The organism is Pseudomonas sp. MT92, from assembly GCF_058792515.1.
Genome location: NZ_JBXAFA010000010.1, coordinates 261980 through 288814 on the forward strand (window position 1 = coordinate 261980; position 26835 = coordinate 288814).

Genomic DNA, 26835 nt, shown 5'->3' on the forward strand with positions numbered 1-26835 from the left:
ATTTTACAGTTCAAGGTCTGGCCACACCGGCCTTGAATCGATCAGCTCTCAGCACTGGTCAGTTGTATAGAAGGGTTTGTGTCCCCTTCGTCTAGTGGCCTAGGACACCGCCCTTTCACGGCGGTAACAGGGGTTCGAGTCCCCTAGGGGACGCCACGATTACCCGCTCTGCGGGATTTTATAAGGGTCATTCAATTATTGAATGGCCCTTTTGTTTGTCTGGCGTTTAACCAAATTCCCCCATTTCTTTCAAACTGTTCTTCAGACCAGCGGTCACATCTACGACTTGCAGAAAATTATTATGAGAATAATATTCTAGTTGTAATATTCGGAGGCAACGATGAACGATAAAAAAGCTCAAACCCGTGAACGCATCCTCAAGGCTGCCAGCGCAGCGCTGATTCAGCGCGGCCCGGCCGAGCCTAGCGTGGGCGAAGTAATGGGCGCAGCCGGCCTGACCGTCGGCGGCTTTTATGCGCACTTCGAAAGCAAGGACGCAATGATGCTGGAGGCGTTCAAGCAATTGCTGGGGCGTCGCCGTGACCTGATTGCTGACATGGATGCCGAACTGACCGGTGAGGAGCGTCGCGCCCTGGTCGCGGCGTTCTATCTGTCGCGCAAACACCGTGATTCCAGCGAGTCTGCGTGCCCGATTCCGGCCTCGATCGGTGAGCTCGGACGTCTGCCCGATGCCTTCCGGATCGCACTGAATGAACACATGGAGCTGATGGTCGCGCAGTTGGCGGCCAGTCCCGAAGACACCGATAAAGCCCTGGCCGACATGGCCCTGATGGTGGGCGGTCTGGCGCTGGCACGGGCGCTGGGCCCCGGTGATTTATCCGACCGATTGCTACGCGCTGCCAAGTCGGCTGTGCGTTGACCTGAAGGCTGCAGCCTGAGGAGAGAGCGATGAGCGCGTTAAAGTGGGTTCGTGGCGTCAATGGCACCTTGGGTTGGTTTGCTCCAAAACTGGTTGCAAGAAAAATGCGACTGGCGTTCATGACGCCGCGAGATTTGCCTCCGCGTGATTGGGAATTGCCGCTCCTGGCCAAATCCGAACGGATCACTTTGCGTTTCGGTCTCTCGGCATTGCGCTGGGGGCAGGGCCCGGCAGTGCTGCTGATGCACGGTTGGGAAGGTCGGCCTACGCAGTTTGCCAGTCTCATCACTGCCCTGGTCGATGCCGGGTACACGGTGGTTGCCCTCGACGGCCCGGCGCACGGTCGCTCGCCGGGAACCGAGGCGAATGTCGCGCTGTTCGCTCGCGCCATGCTTGAAGCCGCCGCCGAGCTGCCACCGCTTCAAGCCGTCATCGGTCACTCCATGGGCGGCGCCAGCGCCATGCTCGCCGTGCAACTGGGCTTGCGCACCGAAACCCTGGTCACCATCGCGGCTCCTGCGCGAATCCTCGGCGTGCTGCGCGGCTTCGCGCGCTATGTGGGGTTGCCGCCGAAAGCTCGCTCGGCATTCATCCGTCAGGTTGAGAAAGACGTCGGCATGCGCGCTGCCACGCTGGATGTGGCGCACTACCAACTCGATATGCCCGGCCTGATCGTCCATGCCGAAGACGACAAGTTTGTTTCGGTGAAGGAATCGCAGGCGATCCATGAAGCCTGGTTCGACAGCCGTCTGTTGCGTCTGCAAGAAGGCGGTCATCAGCGAGTATTGGCCGACCCTCGGGTGATTGATGGCGTGCTATCACTGCTGGCCGGACGCAGCCTGCAATCGCGCCAATCGGCCTGAGCATCCGTTACACTGCCCCGGTCGACATCATTTGACCGGGAGTGGGGCATGGGCTGGGATCGGGCAACGCCATTTATCATCGATCTGCAAGTGGGCGCCGAGGACATCGACGGGCTCGGGCACGCCAATAATGCGGTGTACGTCACCTGGCTCGAGCGCTGTGCGTGGCGCCACTCCCAGCGCCTGGGACTGGATCTGGTCGAGTATCGTCGATTGGACCGGGCGATGGCGGTGGTGCGGCATGAGATCGATTACCTGGCGGCCGCTTATGAGGGCGACGAGCTGCAATTGGCGACCTGGATCGTCGATTGGGATCAGCGCCTGAAAATGACCCGACACTTCCAGTTGAAGCGCCCGAGCGACAACGCCACGCTGCTGCGGGCGCAAACCACCTTTGTTTGCATCGAACTGTCCACCGGTCGGCCCAAGCGCATGCCAGCGGAGTTCATCGAGGGTTATGGCCCGGCGTTGCTGTCGCTCCAACCCTTGTAGGAGCGAGCTCGCTCCTGCAAAGGAACTGCGATGTTCTGCAGATTTCTTGCGTAATCCAGTAAACTGCCGCACGTTTTTCGTTGAGTGTGTTTTTCATGCAAATTGCCTTGGCGCCCATGGAGGGGTTGGTCGACGACATCCTGCGCGACGTACTGACCCGCGTGGGTGGCATTGATTGGTGCGTAACCGAATTCATTCGTGTCAACGATCAGTTGCTCACGCCTGCCTATTTCCACAAGTTCGGCCCGGAATTGCTCAACGGTGCTCGCACCGCTGCCGGTGTGCCGCTGCGCGTGCAGTTATTGGGTTCCGATCCGGTGTGCCTGGCAGAGAACGCCGCGCTGGCCTGTGAGCTGGGTTCCGAAGTGATTGATCTGAACTTCGGCTGCCCGGCCAAAACCGTGAACAAGTCTCGTGGTGGTGCAGTGCTGCTCAAGGAGCCGGAGCTGCTGAACCAGATCGTCGAACATGTCCGTCGCGCCGTTCCGTCGCACATTCCCGTGACCGCCAAGATGCGCCTGGGCTTCGACAGCCCGGATGGCTCACTGGTGTGCGCCACGGCCCTGGCCGAAGGTGGCGCTGCGCACATCGTGGTCCATGCACGAACCAAAACCGACGGCTACAAGCCTCCAGCGCATTGGGAGTGGATTCCGCGGGTTCAGGACGTGGTCAAGGTGCCGGTGTTTGCCAATGGCGATATCTGGAGTGTCGAAGACTGGCGCCGTTGCCACGAAATCAGCGGTGTGGAAGACATCATGCTCGGTCGCGGCCTGGTTTCACGTCCGGACCTGGCTCGGCAAATTGCTGCGGCAAGGGCCGGTGAAGAGGTCATTGAGATGACCTGGGCCGAGCTGCTGCCTCTGATTCAGGATTTCTGGCTGCAAGCCAAGGCGCAGATGACGCCTCGCCAATCACCGGGCCGTTTGAAGCAATGGCTGGCGATGCTGACCCGCAATTATCCCGAAGCGGTGGAGCTGTTCAGTGTCCTGCGTCGTGAGACCGAGCTGGATCAGGTCTCGCGCTTGTTGGGACTGCAGGTCGCTGAAGCCGCCTGAAAATCGTTAAAAAAAATTTGAAAAAAATCTCTTGAAAAGCAATTGGCGGTCCCTATCTAAGGGTTACGCGATGCCGAATTCGGGTCGCGGAGACAAATAACTTGCTGATTATTTTCAGGAGATTTGAATTATGAGTACTGCATTTTCCCTGGCGCCTCTGTTCCGTTCCTCGGTAGGCTTCGATCGTTTCAACGACCTGTTCGAAACCGCCCTGCGTAACGAGCCAGGCAGCACCTACCCACCGTACAACGTCGAAAAGCACGGTGACGATCAATACCGCATCGTCGTGGCGGCGGCCGGTTTCCAGGAAGAAGACCTGGAGCTGCAAGTCGAGAAGGGTGTGCTGACCATCAGTGGCGGCAAACGTGACAGCAACGAAGGCGTGACCTTCCTGCACCAAGGCATTGCCCAGCGTGCGTTCAAGCTGTCGTTCCGACTGGCGGACCATATCGAAATCAAGGCTGCCGGCCTGAGCAACGGTCTGTTGAGCATCGACCTGCTGCGGGTGATTCCGGAAGAGGCGAAAGCCAAACGCATCCCGATCAACGGGACGGAAAAACCGGCTCTGCAGCACTGAGTCAGAGCAACAAGAAGGGGCGCCATGGGCGCCCCTTTTTTGTATGCCATTCCCGCAAAGATCTGATTACCTCAGGAGTTTCTGAAACTCCTCCACCGGCAACGGCTGGCTGTGCAGGTAACCCTGGTAGAAATGGCAGTCCAGCCCTTGCAAGAACGCGAGTTGCTCCGGCGTTTCCACGCCTTCGGCGATCACCTTCAATTCCAGGCTGCGGGCCATGGCGACGATGGCGCGGATGATTTCGGCGTCGTTGGGGTCGGTGGTGGCGTCGCGGATGAACGATTGGTCGATTTTCAGCGTGTCGACCGGCAGGCGCTTGAGGTAGGTCAGCGAGGAGTAACCGGTGCCGAAGTCGTCCATGGCGAAGCTCACGCCGAGTTTTTTCAGGCGGCGCATCTTATTGATGGTGTCTTCCAGGTTCTGGATGACGATGCCTTCGGTGATTTCCAGTTTCAGCAGCGAGCAGGGCAGGCCGTGGCTGGCGAGGCTGTTTTCGATGCGTTCGACAAAGTCGTTCTGACGGAACTGCCTTGGGCTGATGTTGACGCACAGGCTGAAGTTCAGCGGGTCAATCAGGCGATTGGCGATCAATTGCCGGAAGGCCTGACAGGCTTCGTCGAGAATCCAGGTGCCGACCTCCAGGATCAGCCCGCTGTCCTCCAGCACCTTGATGAATTCGGTTGGCGATTGCGCGCCGAGTTCGGGGTGGGTCCAGCGCACCAGGGCCTCGGCACCGACGATACGGTTATTCCGGGCGTCGAGCTGGGGTTGGTAGTGCACGCGAAACTCACCCCGGGACAGCGCCAGGCGCAGATCGGTCTCCATGCGCAGGCGCTCGCTCGCGGCCTTCTGCATGGTGTTGTGATACATCTGCGCGATGTTGCGCCCCGAATCTTTGGCGCGATAAAGGGCAATGTCAGCGCGTTTGAGCAAATCCGTCGGCGTGGAGCCATGGTCGGGAATCAGTGCAATGCCAATGCTCGGCGTCACTTGCAGGCGCTGGCCATCGAGGAACATCGGTTCTGACAGCAGTTCGCGCAAGGTGTCAGCCAGCTCGCGCACCTGCTCACTGACTTCACTGCGCGAGCCTTCGAGACCGCTGAGCAGGACGACGAATTCGTCGCCGCCCAGGCGTGCGACGGTATCTTCCATGCGCACACTGGCTTCCAGGCGTGCGGTGATGATCTTCAGCACCGTATCGCCCACCGGATGGCCGAGGGAATCGTTGATGTGCTTGAAGTGATCAAGGTCGAGAAACATCAATGCGCCGCGCAGGTTGTGGCGTTTGAGCAGGGCAATCTGCTGGCTCAAACGGTCCATCAGCAGCGCGCGGTTGGGAAGGTTGGTCAATGGGTCGTGGTACGCCAGGTGGCGGATCTGCGCTTCGGCGTTTTTCAGCAAGCTGACGTCTCGGGCGGTCAGCAGCAGGCACGCGGTTTCGTTCAGGTTGATCGGTTCTACCGACACTTCCACCGTCAACAACTCGCCGCGCTTGTTGCGCCCGAGCATTTCCTGATGGTGAACCCGGCCCTTGATCTGCAGTTCAGCCAGCAATGCCGCGCGTTGTTTTTCTTCGGCCCAGATTCCGACCTGATACACCGTGCGCCCGATCACTTCGTCGGCGCGGTAGCCGGTCAGGCGGCAGAAACCGTCGTTGACCTCCAGGTAGCGGCCGGTGTCGCGTTCGGTGATGGTGATGGCGTCGGGGCTTGAGTGGAACGCCTTGGCGAACTTCTCTTCGCTGGCCTTGAGCGCTGCTTCCGAGCGTTGTTGCTGGGTGATGTCGCGTAACGTGGTGACGATGCATGGCTGCTCGCCGACGTTGATCTGACGGCTGGAAATCACGCAGGTCAGAGACTGCCCGTCCTTGTGCTGGACGAGGATGGCCACGTTATTCAGGCTTTGCTCGCGGATTACCTGTTCGATGCGCTGCAGGCTTTTGGCCGAGGCGTCCCACAGGCCGATTTCGTCAGCGCTGCGGCCAATCACATCGGCGGTGCCCCAGCCAAAGGTCTGGGTGAAACTGGAATTGATCTCGATGAACTGACCGGTGTCCTGGCGGGTGACGCAGATCGGGTCCGGGCTGACCTGGAACAGGGTGGCGAATTTCTCTTCGGAGGCCACCAGCTGTTGCTCGCGTTCGACTTGATCGGTGATGTCCAGCAGGGTCCCGGCCATGCGCAGCGGCGCGCCATTTTCATCGCGGTACAGCCGGGCGCGACTTTCCAGGTAGCGTGAAGTGCCGTCTTCCAGTTGTACGCGGTAAGTCAGTTGATAGTTGCCCGCCGGGCCTTCGCGCAAGCTGCGGTAAGCGTCGCGCATGTTGTCGCGTTCTTCGCCGGGAACCCCTTCGAAAAATTCGTCGAAAGATTCATGAAAAGGCTTCGCATCCATCCCGTGCAGTTGGGCGGCGCGGGCCGAACCGTAAAGCATGCCGCTGGGAATGTGCCAGTCCCAAGTGCCCAGCTGCGCCGAATCCAGTGCCAGGTCGAGGCGTTCCTGACTGTCTTTCAAGGCGTGCTCGGCGGCTTTGCGTTCGGTGGTGTCGAGGAAAGTGCTCAACAGGTACGGCTGGCCTTCGAGCTCGACCTTTTGTGCGCTGAGGATGCCGTCGTGGATCTGGCCATTGCTGGCGCGAAACTGCACCTCCATGTTGATCAGTTCGCCCTTGGCCTTGGTGGCTTTGACCAGTGTCGTGCGTTGTTCGGGGTTCACCCAAAGGCCCAACTCCAGGGTGGTGCGGCCGATCGCGTCTTGCACCGGCCAGCCAAACAGGCTTTCGAAATACTGATTGGCTTCGGTGATCAGGCCGTCTTCCTGGCGTGTCAGCAACACCATGTTCGGGCACAGATGGAACAGGGTGGCGAACCGCTTCTCCGAACTGCTCAGCGCCTGCTCGCGCTGACGTTGGTGGGTGATCTCGCGAATCACGCCGATCATGCGTGGACGGCCATTTTTGTCCGGCAGCAGGCTGCCGTTGATCTCCAGCCAGTGCAGGCTGCCGTCGGGCCAGCGAATGCGGTGGTGCATCGCTTGCTCCAGCGGTGCGCCGGCGATCACGGCATGGAAGGCACGAATGGTTTTCGCCCGGTCTTCCGGCGGCAGCAAATCGAGGTATTCCAGATCGGCGGGTAACGGTTGGCGCGGATCAAAGCCGAACAGCGCCTGAGTACCCCGTGACCAACTGATCTGCCCGCGTTCGATGTCCCAATACCAGGCACCCAGCCGGGCGCCGTTCAGGGCGGCCAACAATTGGGGGGCACTTTCCCAGCTCTGCTCGGATCGTTGTGGATCAAGTGCCTGAATACGCGGCATCGGCGGAATACGGTCAACAGATTTCGGCATTGGCAAGCCTTAGGCTGATTTGGGCATTTTGCACAGGAATTTGCGGCTCTATAGCAGTAGCACAAGTTAACCCTGAATCCCTGGCAGATCGATTTGAGCATCCAGCAAGGCCATGAAGGCCCGTGCTGCATTCGATAGCGTCCGTTCTGTGTGCAGGATATAGCCTAGCTGGCGAGACAGTTGTATGCCCGGCAGGGGTATTCGTGCAACTTGATCGTCGAGCATGGTGCGCGGCAACACGCTCCAGGCCAGGCCAATCGACACCATCATCTTGATCGTTTCCAGATAATTGGTGCTCATGGCGATGTTCGGCGTCAGCCCCTGGGCTTCGAACAGGCGCTGGACGATGTGGTGGGTGAACGTGTTGCCGCCGGGGAACACCGCCGGATGCCGGGCAATGTCCGCCAGGCTGACCGGGCCATTATTGAGCAGCGAATGCTCCGGTGCGACCACAAAGTCCAGCGGGTCGTCCCACACCGGCGTGGCCTTGACCAGTGCGTGGGGTTCCGGCGCCAGGGTGATGACGGCCAATTCGGCACGACCATGAAGGATTTCTTCGTAGGCCACTTCCGAATCGAGGAATTGAATATCCAGCGCGACGTCGGGGTAGCGTCGAGTGAACTCCCTGAGTAACGGAGGCAAACGGTGCAGGCCGATGTGGTGACTGGTGGCCAGGGTCAGACGGCCGGTCACTTCGCCGGTGAGGTTGGTCAGGGCGCGGCGAGTATCATCCAGTACGTTCAGAATCTGATAAGCACGCGGCAGCAGCGCGCGGCCTGCCTCGGTCAGGCCGACTTCACGACCCAGTCGATCGAACAGCCGCACCTTCAATTGCTGCTCCAGCCCGGCGATGCGTTTACTGATGGCGGGTTGGGTCAGGTGCAGGCGCTCGCCGGCGCCGGAGAAGCTTCCTGTCTCGGCGATGGCAATAAAGGCATTGAGGTTGGCCAGGTCCATGGTTGTATTCCAGTTGGTTATCCAAAGCATAAAAAATATGAATTTGAGTTATTTAATGTAACCCCATAGGATCAGCCTCACAAGCCAAGGGGTTATTGAGATATCAAAGCCCGGGGCATAGAAACAAGCTGATGAGGAAAACGTCTGATGGCCGGCAAAACGCTCTACGACAAGCTCTGGGATTCGCATTTGGTCAAGCAGCGCGACGATGGTTCTGCGCTGATCTACATCGACCGTCACATCATTCACGAAGTGACCTCGCCGCAAGCCTTCGAAGGCCTGCGTCTGGCCGGGCGCAAGCCTTGGCGCATCGATGCCAACATCGCCACCCCGGACCACAACGTACCGACCACGCCGGAGCGCAAGGGCGGCATCGACGCCATCGTTGACCAGGTCTCGCGCCTGCAGGTCCAGACCCTGGACGACAACTGCGATGAATACGGCATTGTCGAATTCAAGATGAATGACGTGCGCCAAGGCATCGTTCACGTCATCGGCCCGGAGCAGGGTGCAACGTTGCCGGGCATGACCGTGGTCTGCGGCGACTCCCATACGTCGACCCACGGCGCCTTCGGTGCCCTGGCTCACGGTATCGGCACCTCCGAGGTCGAGCACGTGCTGGCCACCCAGTGCCTGGTCGCCAAGAAAATGAAAAACATGCTGGTGCGCGTCGAAGGCCAATCGCCGTTTGGCGTGACCGCCAAGGACATCGTGCTCGCAGTGATCGGCAAGATCGGTACCGCCGGTGGTAACGGCCATGCCATCGAATTCGCCGGTAGCGCGATTCGTGACCTGTCCGTCGAAGGGCGCATGACTATCTGCAACATGTCCATCGAGGCTGGCGCTCGCGTAGGTCTGGTGGCAGCCGACGAAAAAACCGTGGCTTACGTGAAGGGCCGTCCATTCGCCCCGAAAGGCGCTGAATGGGACTTGGCGGTCGAAGCCTGGAAAGACCTGGTGTCGGATGCCGACGCGGTGTTCGATACCGTGGTCGAGCTCGACGCGACCCAGATCAAGCCGCAAGTCAGCTGGGGCACCTCGCCTGAGATGGTTTTGGCCGTTGATCAGAACGTACCGGATCCTGCGAAGGAAATGGACCTGGTCAAGCGCGGCTCCATCGAGCGCGCCCTGAAATACATGGGGCTGACCGCCAATCAGGCGATCACTGACATTCAACTGGACCGCGTGTTCATCGGTTCCTGCACCAACTCGCGGATCGAAGATTTGCGCGCGGCTGCCGTCATTGCCAAGGGCCGCAAAGTGGCCTCGACCATCAAGCAGGCCATCGTGGTGCCGGGCTCGGGTCTGGTGAAGGCGCAGGCTGAATCGGAAGGCCTGGACAAGATTTTCCTCGAAGCCGGTTTCGAATGGCGTGAGCCGGGTTGCTCGATGTGTCTGGCGATGAACCCGGACCGTTTGGAGTCCGGCGAACACTGCGCCTCGACGTCCAACCGTAACTTCGAAGGCCGTCAGGGCGCGGGTGGCCGTACCCACCTCGTGAGCCCGGCCATGGCCGCGGCCGCCGCCGTGAACGGTCGTTTCATCGACGTCCGTGAATTGATCTAAAGGAGCGCAGCATGAAAGCTTTTACCCAGCACACTGGACTTGTCGCGCCTCTGGATCGTGCCAACGTCGACACCGACCAGATCATTCCCAAGCAATTCCTGAAATCGATCAAGCGCACGGGTTTCGGCCCGAACCTGTTCGATGAATGGCGCTACCTGGATGTGGGGCAGCCGTATCAGGACAACTCCAAGCGCCCGCTGAACAAGGACTTCGTCCTCAACGCCGAGCGTTATCAAGGCGCCAGCGTGTTGCTGGCCCGCGAGAACTTCGGTTGCGGTTCCAGCCGTGAACACGCGCCGTGGGCCCTGGAAGAGTACGGTTTCCGCAGCATCATCGCGCCGAGCTATGCCGACATCTTCTTCAACAACAGCTTCAAGAACGGCTTGTTGCCGATCATCTTGAGCGATGCCGAAGTCGACGAACTGTTCCAGCAGGTAGAAGCCAATCCGGGCTACCAGTTGCAGATCGACCTGCAAGCCCAGACCGTGACCCGCCCGGACGGCAAGGTCCTGAGCTTCGAAATCGACGCCTTCCGCAAACACTGCCTGCTCAATGGCCTGGACGACATCGGCCTGACCTTGCAGGACGGCGACGCGATTGCGGCGTTTGAAACCAAGCACCGTGCGAGCCAGCCTTGGTTGTTTCGCGACGCTTGATTGATTCGAGATTTTTGTAGTCAGCGCCGGCCCGCGATGAGGCCGGAACAGGCGCCACAAGACTAAAAGGAAGTCACCATGACCAGCACCGCCCAGCACAGCCAGGTAGTCCAAAAGCAATTCGGTGAACAGGCTTCGGCCTACCTGAGCAGCGCCGTACACGCTCAAGGCACTGAATTTGCGCTGCTACAGGCCGAACTGGCGGGGCAGGGCGATGCCCGCGTGCTGGACCTGGGTTGCGGTGCCGGTCATGTGAGTTTTCACGTGGCTGGGCTGGTCAAGGAAGTGGTGGCTTACGACCTGTCGCAGCAGATGCTTGACGTGGTCGCCGCAGCCGCCGCTGATCGTGGATTGAGCAACGTGTCCACGGTCAATGGCGCCGCCGAACGCTTGCCGTTTGCCGACGGTGAATTCGATTTCGTCTTCAGTCGCTATTCGGCCCACCATTGGAGCGATCTCGGCCTGGCCCTGCGGGAAGTGCGTCGGGTGTTGAAACCGGGTGGCGTGGCGGCGTTCATCGATGTGTTGTCACCGGGCAGCCCATTGTTCGACACTTACCTGCAAAGCGTCGAAGTGCTGCGTGACACCAGCCATGTGCGTGATTATTCCGCCGGTGAATGGTTGCGCCAGATCAGCGAAGCGGGGCTGCACACCCGTAGCACCACGCGGCAGCGCCTGCGCCTGGAGTACAACTCCTGGGTTGAGCGCATGCGCACGCCACAGGTGATGCGTGCGGCGATCCGCGAGTTGCAACAGTCAATGGGCAACGAAGTACGCGAATATTTCGAGATTGAGGCCGATGGTTCGTTCAGCACGGATGTGTTGGTGCTGTTTGTAGAAAGATAGGTACCGATCGATAGATTTTTTCCGGGCGCGCCCCAGGGTGCACCGACTGATGACATGAGGAAAGCATGAGCAAGCAGATTCTGATTCTCCCGGGTGACGGTATTGGCCCGGAAATCATGACCGAAGCGGTCAAGGTGCTGGAACTGGCCAACGACAAGTATGCCCTGGGCTTCGAGCTGAGCCACGACGTGATCGGTGGTGCCGCCATCGACAAGCACGGCGTGCCGTTGGCCGATGAAACCCTGGAACGTGCCCGCGCAGCCGATGCCGTGCTGCTGGGCGCCGTTGGCGGCCCGAAATGGGACACCATCGAGCGTGACATCCGCCCTGAGCGTGGTCTGCTGAAAATCCGTGCGCAACTGGGCCTGTTCGGCAACCTGCGTCCGGCGATCCTGTACCCGCAACTGGCCGAAGCTTCGAGCCTGAAGCCAGAGATCGTCTCCGGCCTGGACATCCTGATCGTTCGCGAGCTGACTGGCGGTATCTATTTCGGCGCCCCGCGTGGCACCCGCACCCTGGAAAACGGCGAGCGTCAGTCCTACGACACCCTGCCGTACAGCGAAAGCGAAATCCGCCGCATCGCCCGTGTCGGTTTCGACATGGCCATGGTCCGCGGCAAGAAACTGTGCTCGGTCGACAAGGCCAACGTACTGGCTTCCAGCCAGCTGTGGCGTGAAGTGGTCGAGCAAGTGGCCAAGGATTATCCTGAAGTCGAACTGAGCCACATGTACGTCGATAACGCCGCAATGCAGCTGGTGCGTGCGCCGAAGCAGTTCGACGTGATCGTCACCGACAACATGTTCGGCGACATCCTGTCCGACCAGGCCTCGATGCTCACCGGCTCCATCGGCATGCTGCCATCGGCGTCCCTGGACACCAACAACAAAGGCATGTACGAGCCGTGCCACGGTTCGGCGCCGGATATCGCGGGCAAAGGCATCGCCAACCCATTGGCGACCATTTTGTCGGTATCGATGATGCTGCGTTACAGCTTCAACCAGCAGGCCGCAGCCGATGCCATCGAAAAAGCCGTCAGCCTGGTGCTGGACCAGGGGTTGCGTACGGGCGACATCTGGTCGGCCGGTTGCACTAAAGTCGGTACGCAGGAAATGGGTGACGCAGTAGTCGCCGCGCTGCGGAATCTGTAATCTCTCGGGCCCGCTGCCACTTTCATCCCCGAAAGCAGCGGCCCACTTTTCAAGAAGGTGTAGTTGCGATGAAACGTGTAGGTCTGATCGGTTGGCGCGGTATGGTCGGTTCCGTGCTCATGCAGCGGATGCTGGAAGAGCAGGATTTCGATCTTATCGAGCCGGTGTTTTTCACCACTTCCAATGTCGGTGGCCAAGGCCCGTCCGTGGGCAAGGACATTGCTCCGCTCAAGGACGCTTACAGCATTGAAGAGCTGAAAACCCTCGACGTGATTCTGACCTGCCAGGGTGGTGACTACACCAGTGAAGTCTTCCCGAAACTGCGCGAAGCCGGCTGGCAGGGCTACTGGATCGACGCCGCTTCCAGCCTGCGCATGCAGGATGACGCGGTCATTGTCCTGGACCCGGTCAACCGCAAGGTCATCGACCAGCAGCTGGATGCGGGCACCAAGAACTATATCGGCGGCAACTGCACCGTCAGCCTGATGCTGATGGGCCTGGGCGGTCTGTTCGAAGCTGGCCTGGTGGAGTGGATGAGCGCCATGACGTATCAGGCGGCGTCCGGTGCCGGCGCGCAGAACATGCGTGAACTGATCAAGCAAATGGGTGCGACCCACGCAGCGGTCGCCGATCAACTGGCCGACCCGGCGAGCGCGATCCTCGACATCGACCGTCGTGTCGCCGAAGCCATGCGCAGCGACGCGTACCCGACCGAAAACTTCGGCGTACCGCTGGCCGGCAGCCTGATCCCGTGGATCGACAAAGAGCTGCCTAACGGGCAGAGCCGTGAAGAGTGGAAGGCCCAGGCCGAGACCAACAAGATCCTCGGTCGCTTCAAGAGCCCGATCCCGGTCGACGGCATCTGCGTGCGCATTGGTGCCATGCGTTGCCACAGCCAGGCGCTGACCATCAAGTTGAACAAAGACGTGCCGATCGCCGATATCGAAGGGCTGATCAGCCAGCACAACCCTTGGGTCAAGCTGGTGCCGAACAACCGCGAGATCAGCATGCAGGAGCTGAGCCCTACCAAGGTCACGGGTACCCTGAATGTGCCGGTTGGCCGTCTGCGCAAGTTGAACATGGGGTCGCAATTCGTCGGTGCGTTCACCGTCGGCGACCAACTGCTCTGGGGCGCGGCCGAACCGCTGCGTCGCATGCTGCGGATCCTGCTTGAGCGTTGATCGATTGAAGCTGTGAAGGAACCCGTGCCTTGAAAGAGGCGCGGGTTTTTTTATTCCAGGCCGTCAGATGTTGATGAGGTGCCTGATGTTCCGTGATCGCGGGCAGAACAGACGCCACATAATTGCCTGCATCCCCACCGCCCGGTAAAGTGCCGCTCCCCCGTTTCGCCTGAGGTAGAACCATGAGCCAGTCCTTCGATATTGCCGTGATCGGCGCCACCGGTACTGTCGGCGAGACGCTCGTGCAGATTCTTGAAGAGCGCGACTTTCCGGTCGGCAACCTGCACTTGCTGGCCAGTAGCGAATCCGCCGGGCACTCGGTGCCGTTTCGTGGCAAGAACGTTCGGGTGCGGGAAGTCGATGAGTTCGACTTCGGCAAAGTCCAGTTGGTGTTCTTCGCCGCCGGCCCGGCCGTGACCCTGAGTTTTGCCGCGCGCGCCACGGCTGCCGGTTGCTCGGTCATTGACCTGTCCGGCGCGTTGCCGGCCGACCAGGCACCGCAAGTCGTGCCGGAAGCCAACGCGCAGGTGTTGGACGGCCTGAAAAAGCCATTCCGGATCAGCAGCCCGAGCCCTTCGGCTACGACGCTGGCGGTGGTGCTGGCGCCGTTGCTGGGTTTGATCGATTTGCAGCGCATTAACCTGACCGCGTGCCTGGCGGTTTCCGCCCAGGGCCGCGAGGCCGTGACCGAGCTGGCCCGGCAGACCGCCGAGTTGCTTAACGTGCGCCCATTGGAGCCGACCTTTTTCGATCGGCAGATGGCGTTCAATTTGTTGGCCCAGGTCGGCAAGCCGGACGAGCGAGGTCATACGCTGCTGGAAAAGCGCCTGGTGCGTGAGTTGCGCCAGGTCATGGCCTTGCCTTCATTGAAGATTTCCGTGACTTGCATTCAAGCCCCGGTATTTTTTGGCGATAGCTTTAGTGTCAGTCTGCAATCAGCGAGTGAGATTGACCTGGCTAAAGTCACCGCCGCTTTGGAAGACGCCCCGGGCATCGAGCTGGTTGAAGCCGGTGATTACCCGACGGCGGTAGGTGACGCGGTAGGGCAGGATGTGATCTACGTTGGTCGGGTACGCCAGGGCATCGACGACCTGTCGGAACTTAATTTGTGGCTGACGTCAGATAACGTACGCAAAGGCGCCGCGCTCAACGCTGTGCAGCTGGCTGAGTTGTTGATAAAAGACCTGCTGTAAAAGATACTTGGCAACAATTTTTCGAATGGTTCCGACCCAGCGCTATGCTTGGCAGGAATGCTGAAGGCGAGCCACCCTGTGGGGCTTTCCGGGGCATGCATGAAACGATCGCGCGCGGCGACCTCTCGCCGCCGCGCAATGCCTTACGGCAGCGGCTATCAACACCTTCTCGCTGGCCGAGGAATGTTCAAACTAAGGATGAGCTATGGTTCAAGTTCGCAAACTGGTGTTAGCAATAGCGGCCGCCTCGGCGCTGTCCTCCGGTATGGCGCATGCCCTCGGGCTTGGGGAGCTGACCCTGAAATCGACGCTGAACCAGCCGTTGGTGGCAGAAATCGAATTGCTCGACGTCAAGGAACTCACCGCTGCCGAAGTGGTGCCGAGCCTGGCTTCACCTGAAGATTTCGCCAAGGCCGGTGTCGACCGCCAGGCGTTTCTCAACGACTTGACCTTCACTCCGGTGCTCAGTGCCGGTGGTAAAAGCATCCTGCGTGTCACTTCCAGCAAGCCGCTCTCCGAACCTATGGTGAAATTCCTGGTTCAGGTGATGTGGCCCAACGGTCGACTGCTGCGTGATTACAGCGTTTTGCTCGACCCGTCCAAATTCTCGCCGCAAACCGCTGAAGCAGCCGCACAGCCCACGCCGACTCAGGGTGTGACCGCGCCCGTCACCGGTGCGACCAAACCTTCCCAATACACCACTACGCCGCGCGATACCCTCTGGGAAATCGCGGCGAAGGCGCGTAACGGCGGTTCGATTCAACAAACCATGCTGGCCATCCAGGCGCTGAACCCGGATGCCTTTATCGACGGCAACATCAACCGGCTGAAAACCGGGCAGGTGCTGCGTATGCCCGATCAGGCGCAAAGCACCAGCATGCGGCAATCCAAGGCGATTGCCGAAGTCGCTGCACAGAACACTGCGTGGCGTCAGGGGCGTCGCTATGTCGCTAAGCCGGCTGCGGGGCAGCAGCAACTCGATGCCACCAAGCGTGGTCGTGGTGAAGCGACTTCGTCGCAGCCCGCTCGGGACAACCTGAGCCTGGTCTCGGCCGAGTCGGGCAAGGCCCGTGGCAAAGGCGCCGCAGGCGATGCGAAAGCCTTGAACAACAAGCTGGCGGTGACTCAGGAAAGCCTCGACACCACCCGCCGTGACAATGCAGAGCTGAAAAGCCGCATATCTGATCTGCAAAGTCAGATGGACAAACTGCAGCGTCTGATCGAACTGAAGAACAATCAGCTGGCCAAGTTGCAGGCTGAAGGGGAAGCGGGTGCCCCGGCGCCGGCTGCTGCCCCGGCGCCGGCGATGACGGCTGAACTGACGCCTAATGCTGCGCCAGCACCAGCCGAAATGACGCCTGCAGCGGTTCCGGCGCCCGTTCCGGCCGAGACACCTGTCGAACCGACCCCGGCAGCTTCTGACGACAAGCAATTCAACGAGCTACTGACTAATCCTTGGTTGTTGGGCCTGGCCGGTGGCGGGGCCTTGGTTGTGATGCTGTTGTTGCTGTTGCTGGCCCGTCGTCGCAAAGCCCAGCAAGAAGCCGAGAAACACTTGCGCATGGCCCGCGCCCTGGCAGAGGAGCAGCCGTTTTCTGCCGATCTTGACCTGCCGGAAAGCAGTTTCGAAGGCCTGGAGGTTCCCCCTCCGAGCGTAAAACTGGCCACCGCGCCGACTCCTGCGCCCGCTCCGGCCCCGGTTGTGGTCACGCCACCCATCGCCGCGCCACTGGTGGCGCCAGCTGCCGACCGCTCGGACGACGTGTTGGACAAAGCCCAGTCGCACATCGGCGCCGGTCGTCTGAATCAGGCTGCAGCCCTGCTGGAAGAGGGCATCAAGCAGGAGCCTCAACGCAGTGATCTGCGCCTGAAGCTGATGGAGGTCTACGGCCAGCAAGGCGATCGCGATGCGTTCGTTGCCCAGGAGCGCCAATTGGTGGCCAACGGCGACAATTTCGCCCAGGTCGAAAAACTGAAGAGCCGTTTCCCGGCCATGGCGCTGATTGCTGCCGGAGGTATCGCCGCCGCAGCGGTCGCGGCCGAAATGGACGCACAGTACGTCAAGGACCTGTTGCAGGACGAGTCGCCAGCGCCAGCACCAGAGCCAGAGCCAGCGCCGGCTCCGGTCGAAGATGATTTCGACAGCGCTTTCGATCTGAGCCTGGATGACCTGGAAAACATTACTCCAGCAGTCATTACGCCTGCGCCGGAGCCTGAAGCGTCGACTGTGGCCGATCTGGAAGATTTCCCTCTGGACGATGACCTGAGTTTCGGGTCGGTGTTGCAGCAGCAGGCTGAGATCAAGGAAAACCTCGACGACCTGTCGGAGTTCGATCTGGACATGGATCTTGGTGCGGAGCCGTCGACAGCGGCGCTGGCTGAAGATGACTTCCTGCTCGACCTGGACGAAGGCGTGAAGGATTTGCCGGCCGTCGAAACACCGGCAGCCCCCGAGTTGGCATTGGATGATCTGGAGCTGCCGGCCGATTTTGATCTGTCGCTGGCTGAAGAAATGGATGCGCCGGATGCTTTCGCCGCAGAGCTGGATGACGTCAACGCCGAGTTGGAAAGCTTCTCTGGCAGCATCGGTGAGCCGACATTCACGGAGCAAGACGCTTTGGCTTCTGCCGAAGACGAGCCGGAATTCGATTTCCTTTCCGGCACCGACGAAGTCGCCACCAAGCTCGATCTGGCCCAGGCCTACATCGATATGGGTGACAACGACGGCGCCCGGGATATCCTCAATGAGGTGGTGGTAGAAGGTGATGACGGCCAGAAGAGCGAAGCCAAGGAGATGTTGGCGCGTCTGGCCTGAGTGATCGGCTCTTGGTAAACAATGCGGCAGCCCGGTGAGGCTGCCGTTTTTGTTTTATCGCGGGGCAATGCTGTTGTACTGGTATCCACGTCCCACGGCTTTATAATGCCCGCCTTCGCGTACATCAGCAGGCTGTCACTCCTTGGCAAATATAGATAACCCGACCGCCGAAATGGCGGCCGACGGCTTTTTCCGGATCGCGTTGGGCGTTGAATACAAAGGCTCGCGCTATCGCGGCTGGCAGCGCCAGGCCTCCGGCGTGCTCACGGTGCAGGAAACCCTCGAAAACGCCTTGTCGAAAGTCGCCGACTCGCCTGTGTCGCTGCTGTGCGCAGGGCGCACCGATGCCGGTGTGCATGCCTGCGGACAGGTGGTGCATTTCGATACGCCGGTCGAGCGCTCGATGAAGGCCTGGGTCATGGGCGCCAATATCAACTTGCCGCACGACGTCAGTGTCAGTTGGGCCAAAGTCATGCCGGCGCATTTCCATGCGCGGTTCAAGGCCATTGCCCGGCGCTATCGCTACGTGATCTACAACGATCAGATCCGCCCGGCGCACCTGAACGAAGAAATCACCTGGAACCACCGTCCGCTGGACGTCGAGCGCATGGCCGAGGCGGCGCAATACCTGGTGGGTATCCATGACTTCAGTGCCTTTCGCGCTGGTCAGTGCCAGGCCAAGTCGCCGATCAAGGAGCTGCATCATCTGCGCGTCACCCGTCATGGCAAAATGATCGTATTGGATATCCGCGCCAACGCTTTCCTGCATCACATGGTGCGCAACATTGCTGGTGTGCTGATGACCATTGGGGCTGGCGAACGCCCGGTGGAGTGGATGAAGGAAGTGCTGGAGAGCCGAATCCGCCGCTCAGGCGGGGTGACGGCTCACCCGTTTGGTCTGTATCTGGTGCAGGTGGAGTACCGCGACGAGTTCGAATTGCCCGAGCGTTACATCGGCCCGCATTTCCTGACCGGTTTCACCGAACTTGACGGCTGACGCCCTCGAACGCTTTTGTTACCATCCGGGACTTTCTCGGATTTGCCGTGGGGTTTTATCGACATGTCAGCCGTTCGCAGCAAGATTTGTGGGATTACCCGCATAGAAGATGCGTTGGCGGCGGTTGAGGCCGGGGCCGATGCCATCGGGTTTGTGTTTTACGCCAAGAGTCCGCGGGCGGTGACCTGCCAGCAGGCGCGCGCGATCATCAAGGCGTTGCCGCCATTCGTCACCACCGTGGGCCTGTTCGTCAACGCCGGTCGCGAAGAGTTGGCAGAAATCCTCGAGGCTGTACCGCTGGATCTGTTGCAGTTCCATGGTGACGAAGGCGCGGCAGAATGTGAAAGCTGGCATCGCCCGTACATCAAGGCGCTGCGGGTCAAGGCCGGTGATGACATTGCGGCAGCCTGCGACGCCTATCCGGGTGCCAGCGGCATCTTGCTCGATGCCTATGTCGAAGGTGTACCCGGTGGAACCGGCGAAGCGTTCGACTGGTCACTGATACCGCAAGGTTTGAGCAAGCCCGTTATTCTGGCGGGAGGCCTGACCCCGGATAACGTCGCCGAGGCAGTTGACCGGGTCCGCCCGTATGCGGTGGATGTCAGCGGTGGGGTAGAGGAGAGCAAGGGCATCAAGGATCATGCGAAGATTCGGGCATTCATCAACGCGCTACGTTGATGTGACGGCTGGCAGACTGCCGCCGTCCACTGCTCTGTACAAAAAGGCTGAGGGTTGTTGGGTGGTACGCAGGTCACGTCTCGCTGACCCGGCCATCGACTGATCATCGCCGCACACATGAATTTAGCTCAAGGGCATACACGGGGCTGCGAACCAGAGCGTTCGGGCCGCCGGTACTGGAGAAAGAAAGCATGAGCAACTGGTTAGTAGACAAACTGATCCCTTCGATCATGCGTTCCGAGGTCAAGAAGAGCTCGGTGCCTGAAGGTCTTTGGCACAAGTGCCCGTCTTGCGAGGCTGTGTTGTATCGTCCGGAGCTGGAAAAGACCCTGGACGTTTGCCCCAAGTGCAATCACCACATGCGTATCGGCGCACGCGCCCGTATCGACATTTTCCTCGACGCCGAAGGCCGTGCCGAACTGGGGGCGGACCTGGAACCGGTTGACCGTCTGAAGTTCCGTGATGGCAAGAAGTACAAGGATCGCCTGACTGCTGCGCAAAAGCAGACTGGCGAAAAAGATGCGCTGATCTCCATGAGCGGCACCTTGCTGGGTATGCCTGTGGTGGTTTCGGCGTTCGAATTCTCCTTCATGGGTGGTTCGATGGGCGCCATCGTCGGCGAGCGCTTTGTTCGCGCCGCCAACTACGCGCTGGAAAACCGCTGCCCGATGATCTGCTTCTCCGCCTCCGGTGGTGCGCGGATGCAGGAAGCGCTGATCTCCTTGATGCAAATGGCCAAGACCTCCGCGGTGCTGGCGCGTCTGCGTGAAGAAGGCATTCCGTTCATCTCCGTGCTGACCGACCCGGTCTACGGCGGTGTTTCGGCCAGTCTGGCGATGCTCGGCGACGTCATCGTCGGTGAGCCGAAAGCGCTGATCGGCTTCGCCGGCCCACGCGTGATCGAGCAGACCGTGCGCGAAAAACTGCCGGAAGGCTTCCAGCGCAGCGAGTTCCTGCTGGAGCACGGCGCCATCGATATGATCATTCACCGTCAGGAGCTGCGTCCGCGCCTGGGCAACTTGTTGGCACAGATGATGGGCCTGCCGACGCCCAAGTTCGTCGCGACCCCCATCGAGCCAATCGTAGTTCCGCCGGTGCCAGCCAACGTATGACCCAACGTACCCTTGGCGAGTGGCTCGCCTACCTCGAGCAGTTGCATCCCTCGGCCATCGACATGGGCCTTGAGCGCTCGCAACAGGTAGCGTCCCGCATGGGGCTGGGCAAGCCGGCGCCTCGGGTGATCACGGTCACCGGCACCAACGGCAAGGGTTCGACCTGTGCGTTCGTGGCCTCGTTGCTGCGGGCCCAGGGCCTGAAAGTCGGTGTCTACAACTCTCCGCACCTGCTTCGTTACAACGAGCGGGTGCAGGTCAATGGCGTTGAAGCCACTGACGCCGAACTGTGCGAAGCCTTCGCGGCGGTCGAGGCGGGGCGTGGCGACACTTCCCTGACCTATTTCGAGATGGGCACCCTGGCGGCGTTTTGGCTGTTCCAGCGCTCCGGGCTCGATGCCGTGGTGCTGGAGGTGGGGCTGGGCGGACGTCTGGACACGGTCAATGTGGTGGACGCCGACATGGCACTGGTCACCAGTATCGGGGTCGATCACGCGGATTATCTCGGTGATACCCGTGAGTCCGTGGCCTTCGAGAAGGCCGGTATCTTCCGCCAGGGTGCGCCCGCGCTCTGTGGCGACCTGAATCCTCCACAGCCCCTGCTGGATAAAGCGCGAGAGCTTAAATGCCCGTTTTTCCTGCGCGGGCGCGATTTCGATCTCGGTATCACTGATCACGACTGGCAATGGCGCGGTCTGGACGCTCAGGGGGGCGTGGTCGAGCTGCATGATCTGCCGTTGCTTGATCTGCCGATGGAAAACGCCGCGCTGGCGTTACAGGCTTATCTGTTGCTCGGGCTGCCGTGGGTGGCTGCGCAGATTATCCAGGCGCTGCAGGCGACGCGGGTGGTCGGTCGTCTCGATCGTCGGTCGTTCGATTGGCAGGGCAAACGTCTTAACCTGTTGCTGGATGTGGGGCATAACCCCCATGCAGCGGAGTATTTGGCCCGGCGTCTGGCCAGTCGGCCACTGGCCGGCAAGCGTCTGGCGGTGTTCGGGTTGCTGGCGGACAAGGATCTGGATGGCGTCATTGCTGAGTTGAGTGCTAGTGTCGAGCACTGGGCTGTCGCGCCACTGGATTCGCCTCGGGCGCGGCCAGTGGCCGATTTGCGCGAAGCGCTGCATAAGCGCGGCGCTTCGGTAACGTCCTATGACAGCGTGGCCGCCGCCCTGGAAGGGCAGTGTGCGCTGGCGACGAGCGACGATGAAATTCTGTTGTTCGGATCATTTTATTGTGTCGCCGAGGCCCTTGAGTGGTTGGCTCGGCGCTCCACGGAGGAAGCGGCAAATGGCATTGCTGGATAAGGCTTACAAACAGCGCATGGTTGGCGCCCTGGTTCTGGTCGCGCTGGCCGTGATTTTCCTTCCAATGCTGTTTTCCCGTCAGGATGAGCAGCGCCAGGTGGCTGTCGAGGCACCGACTGCGCCGCAAGCGCCGGCGATGGCACAAGTGCAGGTTGAACCGGTGGTCGTGCCTGAGCCCCAGGCTTTGCCGCAGGAGCCGGTGCCCAGCGACGATGAGATTGCCCAGGAAGCCAAGCCGACGCCACCTGTCGCGCCGAAAGTACCCGCCTTGCCGGTTCCGGCCGTAAAACCGGTCGCTCCTGCTCCGGCGCTGGCCGCCAAGCCTGCGACCGCACCTGCCCAGCCAATCACGGCCGCTCCGGGCAAGCCGGACACCACGCAAAGCCGTGTCGACGCCAATGGCCTGTCGATCAGCTGGTCGGTGCAACTGGCCAGCCTGGCTAATCGCGAAAGTGCGGAAAAGCTGCAGAAAACCCTGCGCAGCCAAGGCTACAACGCCTATATCCGTTCCGCCGATGGCAAAAATCGGGTGTTTGTCGGTCCGCTGATCGAGCGTGCCGAGGCCGATCGCCTGCGCGATTTGTTGAACCGCCAGCAAAACCTCAAGGGTTTTGTGGTGCGTTTTCAGCCTGAACGCGGCTAAATCTATCGCCTCGATTTGAAATGCACTGACAATCGCAGCTTACCGATAAGCATGGGCTCTGCTAAAATGCGCCGCCTTATCCGTCTGTAGGCTGCACTGTGCCATTTACCTGGGTTGACTGGGCGATCGTTGCAATCATCGCCATCTCCGCATTGATCAGTCTGAGCCGCGGCTTCGTCAAAGAAGCGCTGTCGCTGGTGACCTGGATCATCGCAGGAGTCGTTGCCTGGATGTTCGGTGGCGCATTGTCCGAGTACCTCGCCGGATACATCGAAACGCCGTCGGCCCGTGTGATCACGGGCTGTGCCATCATGTTTGTCGCCACGTTAATCGTAGGCGCAATGATCAATTATCTTATCGGCGAGTTGGTACGCGTCACCGGGCTTTCCGGGACCGATCGATTCCTCGGCATGGCCTTCGGTGCCGCGCGTGGCGTGTTGCTGGTGGTCGTGGCGGTCGGGCTGTTGAGCCTGGGGCCGGTACAGCAGGACGGGTGGTGGAAAGAGTCCCAACTCGTGCCAAAGTTTTTATTGGTCGCAGACTGGTCCAAAAACCTGATTCTCGGGTGGAGCAGTCAGTGGCTTGCCAGCGGTATCAGCGTACCCGCTGAAATACCGTTCAAGGAGCACCTCTTGCCGACGGCGAAAACGCCTCAGTGAGTTGTGTTCAGTTCAGATCCATTAAGTAGGGGTTGCGTCGCATGTGTGGCATCGTCGGTATCGTCGGTAAGTCGAACGTCAATCAGGCGCTGTATGACGCGCTAACCGTCCTCCAGCACCGCGGCCAGGACGCTGCCGGTATCGTGACCAGCCATGAAGGCCGGTTATTCCTGCGCAAGGACAACGGTCTGGTGCGTGACGTGTTTCATCAGCGTCACATGCAGCGTCTGGTCGGTCACATGGGCATTGGCCATGTGCGCTACCCGACTGCGGGCAGCTCGACCTCGGCCGAAGCTCAGCCGTTTTACGTCAACTCGCCTTATGGCATCACCTTGGCGCACAACGGCAACCTGACCAACGTTGAACAACTGGCCAAGGAGATTTACGAATCTGACCTTCGCCACGTCAACACCAGTTCCGATTCGGAAGTACTGCTCAACGTGTTCGCGCACGAACTGGCCCAGCGCGGCAAGTTGCAGCCAACCGAAGAAGACGTATTCGCCGCCGTGACTGACGTGCACAACCGTTGCGTCGGTGGTTACGCCGTCGTGGCGATGGTGACCGGCTATGGCATCGTCGGTTTCCGCGACCCGCACGGCATCCGTCCGATCGTGTTCGGCCAGCGTCACACTGACGAAGGCGTCGAATACATGATCGCCTCCGAAAGCGTTTCCCTGGACGTACTCGGTTTCACCCTGATTCGCGACCTGGCACCGGGCGAAGCGGTCTACATCACTGAAGACGGCAAGCTGCACACCCGTCAGTGCGCGACCAACCCGTCCCTGACCCCGTGCATCTTCGAACACGTCTACCTGGCTCGTCCGGACTCGATCATCGACGGCGTGTCGGTCTACAAGGCCCGTCTGCGCATGGGCGAGAAGCTCGCCGAGAAGATTCTTCGTGAGCGTCCCGAGCACGACATCGACGTGGTCATCCCGATCCCGGACACCAGTCGCACGGCTGCTCTGGAGCTGGCGAACCACCTGGGCGTGAAGTTCCGCGAAGGCTTCGTGAAGAACCGTTATATCGGCCGCACCTTCATCATGCCGGGCCAGGCCGCGCGGAAAAAGTCCGTACGGCAGAAACTCAACGCCATCGAGCTGGAATTCCGCGGCAAGAACGTGATGCTGGTGGATGACTCCATCGTGCGCGGCACCACTTGCAAGCAGATCATCCAGATGGCGCGTGAAGCGGGTGCCAAGAATGTCTACTTCTGCTCCGCAGCGCCGGCCGTGCGTTTCCCGAACGTCTACGGCATCGATATGCCGAGCGCCCACGAACTGATCGCCCACAACCGTTCGACCCAGGACGTGGCTGATCTGATCGGTGCCGATTGGCTGATCTATCAGGACCTGCCTGATTTGATCGAAGCGGTCGGCGGCGGCAAGATCAAGATCGAGAAGTTCGATTGTGCAGTCTTCGACGGCCAGTACGTGACCGGCGACGTCGACGAGGCCTACCTGAACAAGATCGAGCAGGCACGTAACGATGCCTCCAAGGTCAAGACCCAGGCGGTCAGTGCGATCATCGATCTGTATAACAACTGAATCATTACCGGCCCCTAGGGGCCGGTTTTGTATCTACCAACGAATTCTTATTTTTCAAGAACGGGGCAAGGAGTGACAGCATGAGTCAGGATTGGGATGCCGGTCGGTTGGACAGCGACCTCGAAGGCGTAGCGTTCGATACCCTGGCCGTACGTGCCGGTCAGCACCGTACGCCGGAAGGCGAACACGGTGATCCGATGTTCTTCACTTCCAGCTACGTATTCCGCACTGCCGCCGACGCGGCCGCACGTTTTGCCGGGGAGGTGCCGGGCAACGTTTATTCGCGCTACACCAACCCGACCGTTCGCGCTTTCGAAGAGCGCATTGCCGCGCTGGAAGGCGCCGAGCAGGCTGTGGCCACCGCGACCGGCATGGCCGCGATCATGGCGGTGGTGATGAGCCTGTGCAGTGCTGGCGATCACGTGCTGGTATCGCGCAGCGTGTTTGGCTCGACCATCAGTCTGTTCGAAAAATACTTCAAGCGCTTCGGCGTCGAAGTCGATTACGTCCCCCTGGCGGATTTGTCCGGCTGGGATGCGGCAATCAAGGCCAATACCAAATTGCTGTTTGTCGAGTCGCCGTCCAACCCGCTGGCCGAGCTGGTGGATATTGCCGAGCTGGCGAAAATCGCTCACGCCAAAGGCGCGATGCTGGTGGTCGACAACTGCTTCTGCACCCCGGCGTTGCAACAGCCGTTGAAATTGGGGGCGGACGTCGTCGTTCACTCGGCAACCAAGTTCATCGACGGCCAGGGTCGTTGCATGGGCGGTGTCGTGGCCGGTCGCAGTGAACAGATGAAAGAAGTGGTCGGTTTCCTGCGTACCGCCGGGCCGACCCTCAGCCCGTTCAACGCCTGGATCTTCCTCAAGGGCCTGGAAACCCTGAATCTGCGGATGAAGGCGCATTGCGCCAACGCCCAGCAACTGGCCGAGTGGCTGGAGCAGCAGGGCGGCGTCGAAAAAGTCCATTACGCCGGGCTCAAGAGCCATCCGCAGCACGAGTTGGCCCAGCGTCAGCAGAAGGGCTTCGGTGCGGTGGTGAGTTTCGAGGTCAAGGGTGGCAAAGAGGGTGCCTGGCGTTTTATCGACGCGACCCGCCTGATTTCGATCACCGCCAACCTGGGCGACAGCAAAACCACCATCACCCACCCGAGTACCACCTCTCACGGGCGTCTGGCGCCCCAAGAGCGTGAAGCTGCGGGCATTCGGGACAGCCTGATCCGCGTTGCGGTGGGGCTGGAAGACGTGGCTGACCTGCAAGCCGACCTGACGCGCGGGTTGGCTGCCTTGTGATCGAAATGTCCACGCCAGCCGGCTCCAATGGCCGCGTTGCACTGGTTACCGGTGCCGCGCGGGGCATCGGCCTGGGGATTGCCGCCTGGCTGATCAGCGAAGGCTGGCAAGTCGTGCTGACGGATGTGGATCGGGTGCGCGGTTCGAAAGTGGCGAAGGTCCTTGGCGAAAACGCCTGGTTCATCGCCATGGACGTGTCGAACGAAGGGCAGGTGGCGCTGGGTGTCGCCGAGGTGTTGGGGCAGTTTGGGCGTCTGGATGCGTTGGTGTGCAATGCGGCGGTAGCCGATCCGCATAACATCACCCTGGAAAGTCTCGACCTGGCGTACTGGAATCGGGTATTGGCGGTGAATCTCAGTGGGCCGATGTTGTTGGCCAAGCACTGTGCGCCTTACTTGCGCGCTCACAGCGGGGCGATCGTCAATCTGGCCTCGACCCGCGCCGGGCAATCGGAACCCGATACTGAGGCTTACGCAGCAAGCAAGGGCGGTTTGCTGGCCTTGACTCATGCGTTGGCGATCAGCCTTGGCCCGGAGATTCGCGTCAATGCGGTCAGCCCCGGCTGGATCGATGCGCGAGATCCTTCGGTGCGACGCGCCGAGCCGCTGACCGATGCCGATCATGCGCAGCATCCGGCCGGCCGGGTAGGGACGGTCGAGGACGTGGCGGCGATGGTCGCGTGGCTGTTGTCGAAGAACGCCGGTTTCGTGACAGGCCAGGAGTTCGTGGTCGACGGCGGCATGACCAAGAAGATGGTTTACGAGTAGCAGCTGCAGGTCTCAGGCTTCAAGCTGCCAGTTAAGGCTGCCTGAGTCAGTCCTGCTTACGTAGCTCCGCTCTACTCTTGCAGCTTGAAACTCGTCGCTAAAAGCTGTTTTTGAAAAAAACTTCAATCCTGCTATTGACTTAGGTTCGCTACCTGCGTAAATTTCGCGGCCTCGGAGATGCAAACGGGTGATTAGCTCAGCTGGGAGAGCGTCTGCCTTACAAGCAGAATGTCGGCGGTTCGATCCCGTCATCACCCACCAC

At 60.4% G+C, this 26835-nt stretch carries 23 protein-coding genes and 2 tRNA genes; 23 read left to right on the forward strand and 2 right to left on the reverse strand.

The features are described 5' to 3' along the window. Positions 1-80: 80 nt before the first annotated feature. The 6 genes from AC1Q6D_RS20070 to AC1Q6D_RS20095 all read left to right on the forward strand — a co-directional run bounded on the left by AC1Q6D_RS20070 (position 81) and on the right by AC1Q6D_RS20095 (position 3867). Positions 81-156: transfer RNA gene (locus tag AC1Q6D_RS20070), tRNA-Glu, on the forward strand. 184 nt (positions 157-340) lie between these two features. After that, entirely contained in the window at positions 341-880 is a 540-nt protein-coding gene (locus AC1Q6D_RS20075) for a TetR/AcrR family transcriptional regulator (protein ID WP_047531265.1), read from the forward strand. 29 nt (positions 881-909) lie between these two features. Then, complete coding sequence (locus tag AC1Q6D_RS20080) at positions 910-1743, forward strand: alpha/beta fold hydrolase (RefSeq protein WP_103402720.1); 834 nt, start codon at positions 910-912, stop codon at positions 1741-1743. 48 nt (positions 1744-1791) lie between these two features. Beyond that, positions 1792-2235 carry an acyl-CoA thioesterase gene (locus tag AC1Q6D_RS20085; RefSeq protein WP_103402721.1) on the forward strand — a complete coding sequence of 148 codons (444 nt, stop codon included), beginning with the start codon at positions 1792-1794 and terminating at the stop codon, positions 2233-2235. Positions 2236-2330: 95 nt separating this feature from the next. Continuing rightward, positions 2331-3290 carry a tRNA dihydrouridine synthase gene (locus AC1Q6D_RS20090; protein ID WP_103402722.1) on the forward strand — a complete coding sequence of 320 codons (960 nt, stop codon included), beginning with the start codon at positions 2331-2333 and terminating at the stop codon, positions 3288-3290. Between the two features lie 130 nt (positions 3291-3420). Beyond that, positions 3421-3867, forward strand: a complete 447-nt coding sequence (locus AC1Q6D_RS20095) for an Hsp20 family protein (RefSeq protein ID WP_047531258.1) — start codon at positions 3421-3423, stop codon at positions 3865-3867. 66 nt (positions 3868-3933) lie between these two features. Here the strand turns inward: AC1Q6D_RS20095 and AC1Q6D_RS20100 are convergent, their stop codons facing one another. Together AC1Q6D_RS20100 and AC1Q6D_RS20105 are read right to left on the reverse strand one after the other, a co-directional pair. Further along, complete coding sequence (locus tag AC1Q6D_RS20100; RefSeq protein WP_103402723.1) at positions 3934-7212, reverse strand: PAS domain S-box protein; 3279 nt, start codon at positions 7210-7212, stop codon at positions 3934-3936. A 66-nt stretch (positions 7213-7278) separates the two neighbouring features. Next, a complete protein-coding gene (locus AC1Q6D_RS20105; RefSeq protein ID WP_047531254.1) occupies positions 7279-8169 on the reverse strand; it encodes a LysR family transcriptional regulator in 891 nt (296 codons plus the stop codon). 147 nt (positions 8170-8316) lie between these two features. On the opposite strand from AC1Q6D_RS20105, the gene leuC reads away from it, so the two are divergent. From leuC to AC1Q6D_RS20190, 17 genes are all read left to right on the forward strand, one after another. Further along, positions 8317-9735, forward strand: coding sequence for a 3-isopropylmalate dehydratase large subunit (leuC, locus tag AC1Q6D_RS20110; protein WP_103402724.1), 1419 nt, complete (start codon positions 8317-8319; stop codon positions 9733-9735). 11 nt (positions 9736-9746) lie between these two features. Next, positions 9747-10391 (forward strand): 3-isopropylmalate dehydratase small subunit, encoded by a 645-nt coding sequence (gene leuD / locus AC1Q6D_RS20115; protein WP_047531250.1) that lies wholly within the window; start codon positions 9747-9749, stop codon positions 10389-10391. A 78-nt stretch (positions 10392-10469) separates the two neighbouring features. Next, positions 10470-11237 carry a class I SAM-dependent methyltransferase gene (locus tag AC1Q6D_RS20120; RefSeq protein WP_103402725.1) on the forward strand — a complete coding sequence of 256 codons (768 nt, stop codon included), beginning with the start codon at positions 10470-10472 and terminating at the stop codon, positions 11235-11237. A gap of 65 nt (positions 11238-11302) precedes the next feature. Continuing rightward, on the forward strand, positions 11303-12385 hold the full coding sequence (leuB, locus tag AC1Q6D_RS20125) for a 3-isopropylmalate dehydrogenase (RefSeq protein WP_090463676.1): 1083 nt from the start codon (positions 11303-11305) through the stop codon (positions 12383-12385). A 68-nt stretch (positions 12386-12453) separates the two neighbouring features. Beyond that, a complete protein-coding gene (asd, locus tag AC1Q6D_RS20130) occupies positions 12454-13566 on the forward strand; it encodes an aspartate-semialdehyde dehydrogenase (protein WP_047531244.1) in 1113 nt (370 codons plus the stop codon). 182 nt (positions 13567-13748) lie between these two features. Next, positions 13749-14759, forward strand: a complete 1011-nt coding sequence (locus AC1Q6D_RS20135; protein ID WP_103402726.1) for an aspartate-semialdehyde dehydrogenase — start codon at positions 13749-13751, stop codon at positions 14757-14759. Between the two features lie 205 nt (positions 14760-14964). After that, positions 14965-17574, forward strand: a complete 2610-nt coding sequence (locus tag AC1Q6D_RS20140; RefSeq protein WP_103402727.1) for a FimV/HubP family polar landmark protein — start codon at positions 14965-14967, stop codon at positions 17572-17574. Positions 17575-17746: 172 nt separating this feature from the next. Next, complete coding sequence (truA, locus tag AC1Q6D_RS20145) at positions 17747-18571, forward strand: tRNA pseudouridine(38-40) synthase TruA (protein WP_047531238.1); 825 nt, start codon at positions 17747-17749, stop codon at positions 18569-18571. Between the two features lie 63 nt (positions 18572-18634). After that, complete coding sequence (locus AC1Q6D_RS20150; RefSeq protein WP_103402728.1) at positions 18635-19249, forward strand: phosphoribosylanthranilate isomerase; 615 nt, start codon at positions 18635-18637, stop codon at positions 19247-19249. 191 nt (positions 19250-19440) lie between these two features. Next, positions 19441-20361, forward strand: coding sequence for an acetyl-CoA carboxylase, carboxyltransferase subunit beta (gene accD, locus AC1Q6D_RS20155; RefSeq protein ID WP_047531234.1), 921 nt, complete (start codon positions 19441-19443; stop codon positions 20359-20361). Further along, positions 20358-21665, forward strand: a complete 1308-nt coding sequence (folC, locus tag AC1Q6D_RS20160; RefSeq protein ID WP_103402729.1) for a bifunctional tetrahydrofolate synthase/dihydrofolate synthase — start codon at positions 20358-20360, stop codon at positions 21663-21665. The genes accD and folC overlap by 4 nt, the downstream gene beginning before the upstream one ends. Next, a complete protein-coding gene (locus AC1Q6D_RS20165; RefSeq protein WP_103402730.1) occupies positions 21649-22308 on the forward strand; it encodes an SPOR domain-containing protein in 660 nt (219 codons plus the stop codon). Before folC ends, AC1Q6D_RS20165 begins: the two co-directional genes overlap by 17 nt. A 98-nt stretch (positions 22309-22406) precedes the next feature. Then, on the forward strand, positions 22407-22967 hold the full coding sequence (locus AC1Q6D_RS20170; RefSeq protein ID WP_047531228.1) for a CvpA family protein: 561 nt from the start codon (positions 22407-22409) through the stop codon (positions 22965-22967). Positions 22968-23008: 41 nt separating this feature from the next. Beyond that, a complete protein-coding gene (gene purF / locus AC1Q6D_RS20175; protein ID WP_047531226.1) occupies positions 23009-24514 on the forward strand; it encodes an amidophosphoribosyltransferase in 1506 nt (501 codons plus the stop codon). 80 nt (positions 24515-24594) lie between these two features. Next, on the forward strand, positions 24595-25806 hold the full coding sequence (locus AC1Q6D_RS20180) for an O-succinylhomoserine sulfhydrylase (protein ID WP_103402731.1): 1212 nt from the start codon (positions 24595-24597) through the stop codon (positions 25804-25806). A gap of 5 nt (positions 25807-25811) precedes the next feature. Next, positions 25812-26573 carry an SDR family oxidoreductase gene (locus AC1Q6D_RS20185; protein ID WP_161793936.1) on the forward strand — a complete coding sequence of 254 codons (762 nt, stop codon included), beginning with the start codon at positions 25812-25814 and terminating at the stop codon, positions 26571-26573. 185 nt (positions 26574-26758) lie between these two features. Further along, positions 26759-26834: transfer RNA gene (locus tag AC1Q6D_RS20190), tRNA-Val, on the forward strand. Position 26835 lies beyond the last annotated feature (1 nt).